This is a genomic window from Aggregatilinea sp. (assembly GCF_036822615.1).
Lineage (GTDB): Bacteria > Chloroflexota > Anaerolineae > Aggregatilineales > Aggregatilineaceae > Aggregatilinea.
This window is the reverse complement of the sequence record NZ_DAISHJ010000177.1, coordinates 1-7,978: the sequence shown is the minus strand read 5'-3', so window position 1 is coordinate 7,978 and position 7,978 is coordinate 1. Positions and strand designations below refer to the sequence as shown.

General features: G+C 66.5%; 5 protein-coding genes. 4 read left to right on the top strand and 1 reads right to left on the bottom strand.

The features are described 5' to 3' along the window. Window positions 1-7: 7 nt before the first annotated feature. Complete coding sequence (locus tag V7116_RS24720) at window positions 8-682, bottom strand: hypothetical protein (protein ID WP_324394669.1); 675 nt, start codon at window positions 680-682, stop codon at window positions 8-10. 319 nt (window positions 683-1,001) lie between these two features. Between V7116_RS24720 and gyrA the strand changes: the two genes are divergently transcribed. The 4 genes from gyrA to V7116_RS24700 all read left to right on the top strand — a co-directional run. Then, window positions 1,002-3,740, top strand: a complete 2,739-nt coding sequence (gyrA, locus tag V7116_RS24715; protein ID WP_324394668.1) for a DNA gyrase subunit A — start codon at window positions 1,002-1,004, stop codon at window positions 3,738-3,740. Window positions 3,741-3,926: 186 nt separating this feature from the next. After that, entirely contained in the window at window positions 3,927-4,436 is a 510-nt protein-coding gene (locus V7116_RS24710; RefSeq protein ID WP_324394667.1) for a hypothetical protein, read from the top strand. Window positions 4,437-4,617: 181 nt separating this feature from the next. Then, complete coding sequence (locus V7116_RS24705; protein WP_324394666.1) at window positions 4,618-5,943, top strand: ATP-binding protein; 1,326 nt, start codon at window positions 4,618-4,620, stop codon at window positions 5,941-5,943. Window positions 5,944-6,365: 422 nt separating this feature from the next. Continuing rightward, window positions 6,366-7,978: hypothetical protein (locus V7116_RS24700; RefSeq protein WP_324394665.1), on the top strand; the 1,613-nt coding region annotated here is incomplete at its 3' end.

The window sequence follows — 7,978 nt, the reverse complement described above, 5'->3', positions numbered from 1 at the left end:
CGTTGACTCAGTTTGCGGCGAGGATCGACGCGCGGAGCCAGCGGATCGCCGCGGTGCCGCTGCGCCCGCCGCGCGCCCAGACGCCCCACGACCCGCCCGGCTGTACGTCCATGATCCCCAGGCGCTCGCCGTTCAGCCACAGCCGGATCGCGCCCGCTGCGTCGCGGTGCAGCGCGATCTCGTTGACCGCGCCGGGCGCGCGCACACGGTTGTACGGCATCCAGCGCCAGTCCGGTTGGGCCGCCGGGCAGTTTTCCAGCGCGGCGGGGGCTTCAGCGCCGGGACAGATGCGTGTGGTCAGGTACAGGTCGCCGCTGAGCGCCCAGACGACCCGCGTCCCGTCCACCTGCGCGATCCACACGCCCCACGCCGTGCCGGGGTCGCTGGTGGCTGCGATTTCCGCGCGCACAGCCAGCGTAAAGGAGCCATCCGGCAGCGCGGCGTCGTCCAGAGCGGCGGCCCAGATTTCGCGCAGGGGATCCAGGTCCAGATCCGGCCCCTGCGCCCAGGACAGCGCGCCGTCTTGCCACAGCGCCGCGCCATGAATCGGCGGATCGGCAGCGCCCAGGCCGATCGCCAGCGCGCCGCCCGCGACGACCAGCGCCACGGCTAGCGTACCGCCCAGCACCAGCCGCCACAGCCACGCGGGGATCTGCTCCGTGCGCGTTCGCTCCTGTTCCATGCTTGTCATGCCTCCTGCGCGACGATTGTAGCGTGGCGCGCCCGCGCGTCACAGTCTATCGTTGTGGTACTCTTAATCTGTGGCTGACTACGGAGTGTTAAATCAGCGCAAAATTCGCGTAACCCCTCCTGCCAGGGTATAATCTGTCTAAACAATTGCGGGGCAATTTCCCCGCCTAACTCACGGTGATTGACGAGGTGGGGCACTCCGTTACAGCATGACACTTCACGGGCGACTCGTGTGATCTTCCAGGTCGCCCGCCTGATTTCTAGCGAGACGCTCCCTGCACCCTGCCAGCAAGAGCATGATAGGAAACGTTATGGATATCGGCACGATTCGACAGGTAAATATCGACGACGAGATGCGCGATTCGTACCTCGACTACGCGATGAGCGTGATCGTCGCCCGCGCGCTGCCCGATGCGCGCGATGGGATGAAGCCGGTGCACCGTCGCATCCTGTACGCGATGCACGACATGGGCATCCGCGCGAACTCGTCGTATAAGAAGTCGGCGCGTATCGTCGGTGAAGTGCTCGGTAAGTACCACCCTCACGGCGACGGCGCCGTGTACGACGCGATGGCCCGTATGGCGCAGGATTTCTCGCTGCGCTACATGCTGGTGGACGGACAGGGGAACTTCGGCAGCATCGACGGCGACAGCCCGGCGGCCATGCGTTATACCGAGGCGCGCCTCTCGCGCATCGCGGAAGAAATGATCGAGGACATCGACCGCAACACGGTCGATTTCATCGACAACTTCGACGGCAGCCTGCAAGAACCGCTGGTGCTGCCCGCCAAACTGCCGAACCTGCTGCTGAACGGCACGAGCGGTATCGCGGTCGGCATGGCGACCAATATCCCACCGCATAACCTGAGAGAACTGACGGCGGCGATCACCTTCATGATCGACCGCATGATCGCGTACGAGGGCGATCCCGACGAGGCCGTGGCCGATATCACGGTGGACGACCTGATGGAATTCGTCAAGGGGCCGGACTTCCCGACGGGTGCGATGATCGTGGGCGGGGCGGAACTGAAGGAAGCCTACGCGACAGGCAAGGGGCGCATCGTCATGCGTGCCAAGTCGCACATCGAGGAGATGGAGAGCGGGCGCTTCCGCATCGTCGTCACCGAGATCCCCTATCAGGTCAACAAGTCGTCCATTCTGGAGCGCATCGCGGAACTGGTGCGCGATGGCCGCCTGGAAACGATCGCAAATCTGCGCGACGAATCCGACCGGCGCGGCATGGCGATCGCGGTCGAGCTGAAGCGCAGCGCCCAGCCGCGCACGGTGCTCAACCGCCTGCTGAAGTATACGCAGCTTCAAACGACCTTCGGCGTGCAGATGCTGGCGCTGGTGAACGGCGAGCCGCGCACGCTCAGCCTGCGGCGCGCGCTGTTCCTGTACATCGACCACCGCCGCAACGTGATCCGCCGCCGCAGTGAGTACGAACTGGGCAAGGCCCGCGCCCGCGCGCACATCCTCGAAGGGCTGCTGCTGGCGCTGGCGGACATCGACGACATCATCAAGACGATCCGGGGCGCGGACGACACCGACGCCGCCCGCGCGGAGCTTATCGGGCGCTTCAACCTGTCCGAGCCGCAGGCCAACGCGATCCTCGACATGCAGCTGCGCCGTCTGGCCGCGCTGGAACGCCAGAAGATCGAAGACGAGTACCGCCAGATCCGCGAGTACATCGAGTACCTGGAAGACCTGCTGCGCTCGCCGCGCAAGATCCTGGCGCTGATCCGCGACGACCTGCAAGGGCTGGCCGACAAGTACGGCGACGATCGCCGCACCGAGCTGGCGCTCGACATGATGACCAGCTTCGAGGAAAGCGACCTCGTGCGCGACGAGGAAGTGCTGATCAGCCTGACCGAGCGCGGCTACATCAAGCGGGTGCCCGCCATCGCGTACCGCTCGCAGCGGCGCGGCGGCAAGGGCGTGACCGGCATGACCACCCGCGACGAAGACGCGGTGGAGCACCTTTATTCCGCCGGGTCGCTCGATCACATTTTGTTCTTCACCGACCAGGGCAAGGTCTACGCGCAGCGCGCGTACATGATCCCCGAGGCGCGACGCGAGGCCAAGGGCACGCTGATCAACGCGTTCCTGGCGCTGCAGCCGGAAGAATACATCACGGCCATCGCCAGCGTGCCGACCTTCGATAAGACGCAGGGCTATTTCGTGCTGTGCACGCACAAGGGCCGCATCAAGCGCGTGCCAGTCAAGGCGTTCTCGCAGGTGCGCAGCAACGGCCTGATCGCCATGTCGCTCGACGAGGGCGATTACCTGGGCTGGGTGAAGCACACCACCGGCGACCAGGACCTGATCCTCGTGACACGCGGCGGCCAGAGCATCCGCTTCAACGAAAATGACGTGCGCGTGATGGGCCGCAACGCGGGCGGCGTGAGCGCGATCCGCTTCCGCGACGAGGACGAAATGGCGGCGATGGACGTGATTGACGACGACGAGCACACGCTGCTGGTCGTCACCGAAAAGGGCTACGGCAAGCGCACGAGCCTGAGCGAATACACGCTCCAGCACCGCTACGGGTACGGCATCCGCACGCTGTCCACGAATCTCGAAAAGACCGGGCCAATCATCGACGCGCGCGTCGTGTCGCCGGACGACGGCCTGACGCTGATCACGGCGGGCGGCATCGCGCTGCGCACCGAGGTGTCGACCATCAACATTTACAGCCGCGCCACGAGCGGCGTGCAACTCATGCATCTGGCCGAGGACGACGCGCTGGTGAGCATCGCCATCGTCACCAGTCTGCCGGAGGAGCACACCGGGGAGATGGTCAAGCCTGAAGACGGGCACGAGAGCGAGACGATGGTCGTGATGGGCGACGACGTGCTTGACGAGCTGGACGACGTGGACGTCGACGAGTTGGATGACGCGCTGCTCGACGAAGAGGATGAGCTGCTCGACGAGGAAGACCTGGGCGACGAGGATCTGACCGACGAAGGGCCGCTGCTGAGCGACGAGGACATTACGTACGGGGACTTCGACGGCGACGAGATCGATCCGGGCAGCGACGGGCGGTATTAGGGCGAACTCGTTAGAAGAAGCGGACAGGTTACAAACCTGCCCCTACAAAAACGGTTCCAAAAACAATAGACGCCGTAGGGGCGGGTTGAAAAACCCGCCCTTTTTGTTTCCGTTTTGCTTCCATTTCGCGGAACCCGATCGCGGCGGGCGGTGTACCGTCGTAAATGCAGCACAAGGAGGTTCCCCATGCCGCGCTGGATTTATGCCCTGTTGATCGCGCTCGTGACGCTGGCGCTGCGGATGCCTGCCGCGCAGACGGTGTTGGACACGGCGGGGCGGGTCGCGGCGTGCCCGGTCACGCAGCCTGGCGATCCGCCGTATATGCCAGCGGACGGCGTGGTGCGCATGCTGCCGGAGGGCATGTTCTGGCATGGCACGGATGCGCTGTGGACCATGCTGCCGCTCGACGCGACCTGGATCGATCTGCCGCAGACGGCCAGCGGCTATACGCAAAAGCTCGTCTGGTGGCGGGAGGGGTACAACTTTCAGGACGAACAGCGACCCGATCTGGCGGTCACGGGACGCCGCCTCGACGCGGATGCATCGTTTGCTGCGGGCGCGGCAACCAACGGCTATCACCCCGATTACGGCTCGTTTATGCTGGTGGGCGTGGACATCCCCACACCGGGCTGCTGGGAGATCACCGGACGGTATCGCGGCGAGTCGCTCAGCTACGTGATCCGCGTCGCACCGTAGGGAAATGGTTGGGCGATTTGCCCCGGTTCGACCGGAATTTTCTTCCCTCGCGCCGCCTCAAAACGGCGGCTGACTGTTAGAATTTTCGTACATCATGGCCCTGGTCAAAGGGCTCAGTCTATCATACACTGAGTCCATGTTTGACTATCCCATCCCATATCCTATTCAACCGGGTTCGCGCGTGGCGTGTCTGCCAGCGCCGGACCTCACAGAGCTTGCCGAAACCGCCGTCGCGTTTGCCAACACCGACGGCGGCGCAGTTGTGATCGGGCTTGACGGCGACGGCGCGTACTGCGGCCCCGTCGCACAGGACGCGGTCGAACACGCCCTGGACGCGCTGGCCGAGCACTGCATCCCCGGCATCGAGACAGGCCTCGCCTCAATCGATACGTCCGGTGGCCCCGCGCTGGTCGTTCGCGTGGCGCGCAGCCCACAGGTGCACGCCGTGCAGGATGGCCGCGTCTACGTGCGGACCTGCCACGAGAACCGCCTGCTGGACGGCGCGGAGATCCGCCACCTCGTTTCGGCGCGGGAGCTGGGCGATTTTGAAGCGGAAGTCGTGCCCGGCGCGACGCCCGCCGATCTCGATCCTGAGCTGCTGGCCGATTACCTGCTGCGCCGCGCGCAGCGGTTGGGCGGACGGGTGCGTGGCAACGCGCCGGATCTGCTGATTCGCGCCGGGGCGATCACGCCCGATTACGGCGTGACGGTGGCGGGTATTCTGCTGTTCGGGCGCGAACCATCGCGCTGGCTGCCAGACGGCGGGGCGGTGTTCCGCCGCTACCTGGGCGCGGCGTCGGGTGAATATGGCGGGCGGCCCGCGGTCGAGCGGCACTTCGACGGCCCGCTGGTGGCGCTGGTCGAGGCGCTGTCGGACGCGATCCGCGAGCAGATGCGCCAGCCTGCCGGGGATGCGCCCGCGGAGGATCTGCCGTCCGGCGCGGTGCGCGAAGCGCTGATCAACGCCGTGAGCCACCGCGACTACCGGCTGCGCGGCGATCGCATCGTGGTCAGCCTGTTCACGGACCGGCTGGAAGTCACCAGCCCCGGCGGGCTGCCCGGTTTCCTCACCACGCGATCGATGGACGACGGGCATTACTGCCGAAATCCGCGCCTGACGTGGGGCCTGTACCAGTGGGGTTATGCCGAGGCGAGCGGATCCGGTGTGGGACGCATGAACGCGCTGTGCGACGCTCACACGCTGCCCCGTCCTCGCTTCGAGGCGGGCGAATACGCGGTCACGGTGCGGCTGATGAAAGCTCCCGCCGCGCACGGGAACGGCCAGGGGACGCCCGGCGCAAACGGGGATGCTCACGACCTGAACCCCCGCCAGCAGCGCGCGCTGGACTTCGCCGCGCAGAACGGCAGCATCACCCTGCGCGAGCTTCAGACAATCTACCGCGACTTCCGGCCCGCCGTGCTGCACCAGGACCTCACGCGGTTGGTGGACTGCGGGCGGCTGCGCAAAGTCGGCTCGCGCCTCAGCCCGTATTACATCCTGACGTGACGGTGCGGCGTTCGTAGGGGCAGGGCGGGCAGTAAGAGCAAAAGCAAAGGCAGACCTCACCCCCGGCCCCTCTCCAATCAAGTTGGAGAGGGGAGACAAGCCGGGATCAGGGTGTGTTATGGCGTTTCAGTCTCCATCCCCACGCGAGCGGAGGGATGGGGAAGATATGCCGGGCGAACAAAAGCCGGGCGGAGCAAGCCCCGCCCCTACGAAGATCGCGGCGTTCAACCCCTGGGGCTGCGGTTCGGCGGGGCATTTGCCGTTTTCACGCCGGGTGCATACACTAATACAGGTCGGTGGACCTCGAACGGCGCAAGGGGGGCGCGGCGGTGCTGCGTTCCGGGCACACCTGCGCCACACGACGACACTTGCCAGAGGTGCCCGGCCCTGGATCTGCTCGACTCCCGTAGGGTAATCACCCGATGACTCGCAACCAGCGACTGCATCTTGGCTCTAGCTCAACACCACTTCAACAAGGACGCGGCCCACATGGGCGCTGGCGCGCCGCCTATCGCCGTGCCGGTGCGGATGACGCCGCGCCTGCGGCTTTCGATCTCTATGAAGATAACGACCGGCTTGCCTTCGTCCTGGCGGAAGGCCCCGCCGCCGACGCGCTCGTGGCGCGGCTGGCGGAGGCGATCTGGACCCGCGACATGCACGATGACGCGTGGCCGCAGAGCATCCGCGATCTGCTGAACGACCCGGATGCCTGGGCGGAGGCGCCATCTGGCCTGACCGCTTTTCTGTGCGGGCGCGTGGAGCGTGGAGGCCGCCGCAGCCGGATCAAGCTGGCGTGGCTGGGCATGGCCGGGGTGCATCTGTATGACCGGGCGCACCTGCTGCTGCCGCTCGACGACGATCTGACGCCGGGCGAAGGGTGGTCGGCGCGGGAAGGGCTTCAGCCGCACGGCACGGCTCTGCACGCCTACCGGGGCGAGCTGCGCGGGGTCGAACGGCTGGCGCTGTTCAGCCCGGGCGCTGCGCCGTTGGGCAACGATCTGGTCGATATGGCCGAGGTCGAGCTTGAACAGGCCCTGGATGACTGGGCGGCAGAAGCGGCGGGCGATCTGCTCATCTTCGACCTGAATCTGCATCCCGGCACGACCGAACCGCCGGGGATCAGCCTGACGTATTATTGGCCTTCGCCGGACGTGTGCCTGCTGCTGTGGCGGCCCTCGGTGATTGCGACCGGCTACCGCATCGAGCAGGCCGACGAGCCGACCTTCGAAGCGCCTGAGCTGCTGGCCGAACTCATGGACGGGCGGCAGGTGCAGTACGGATTCTCGCCCGCGGTGGGCACGATCAAGTACTACCGCGTGACGCCGCTCAACGCGGGCGTCACCGGGACGCCCAGCGCACCCATTACCGTGCTGCCCGTGTCGATTTCGCCCCCGATGATGCAGCCGATCGCGTGGTCGCCGGACGGCGGGTATACGCTGACGTGGAGCGTGATCCCCCAGGCCGACGCGTACGAGGTCCAGGCCTCCGCGCAATTGGTCTTCGAGGCGGAATCGAGCTACATCCTGTATCGCGGCGACGCGCCGGAACTGTATTTGCCCGCCAGCACGCCGCCCGGTCACTATTACCGCGTGCGGGCGTTGAATACGCGCTATGCGCCGCAGCAGCCGTCGGCGTGGAGCCGGGCCGAGCGCGCACCGTCGATCCTGGCGATCCCCGTTTTCCGCGAGGTGACGCAGACGCGCATTAGCTGGGATCCCGTGCCCGGCGCGCGGGAATACGAAGTCCGGTTCCGGTCCAGCGCGCACCCCGAAAGCGACTGGGAATCGCTGCTGACCAACGAGCCGTACAGCGCCGTAGCGACGAACGAGCCGACTACCTACCGCGTGCGCGCGCTGCGGTCGCCTAACGAGCTGCATACCGCCAGCCCGTGGTGCGCCCCGGTGACGCTGACGCCGCCGGACGTCCAGGTCAGCATGCGGATGCCGTCGCTGCGGCTGGCGCTGCCGCTGATCGCGGGCGTGGCGCTGGTGGCGCTGGTGGTGGGCGCGGCGCTGGGATGGGCCGGCGGCGCGGC

Excerpts from the sequence above, each read along its gene's own strand:
- V7116_RS24710 (WP_324394667.1), top strand. The coding sequence starts at position 3,927 with ATGCCGCGCTGGATTTATGCCCTGTTGATCGCGCTCGTGACGCTGGCG.
- gyrA (WP_324394668.1), top strand. The coding sequence starts at position 1,002 with ATGGATATCGGCACGATTCGACAGGTAAATATCGACGACGAGATGCGC.
- V7116_RS24720 (WP_324394669.1), bottom strand. The coding sequence starts at position 682 with ATGGAACAGGAGCGAACGCGCACGGAGCAGATCCCCGCGTGGCTGTGG.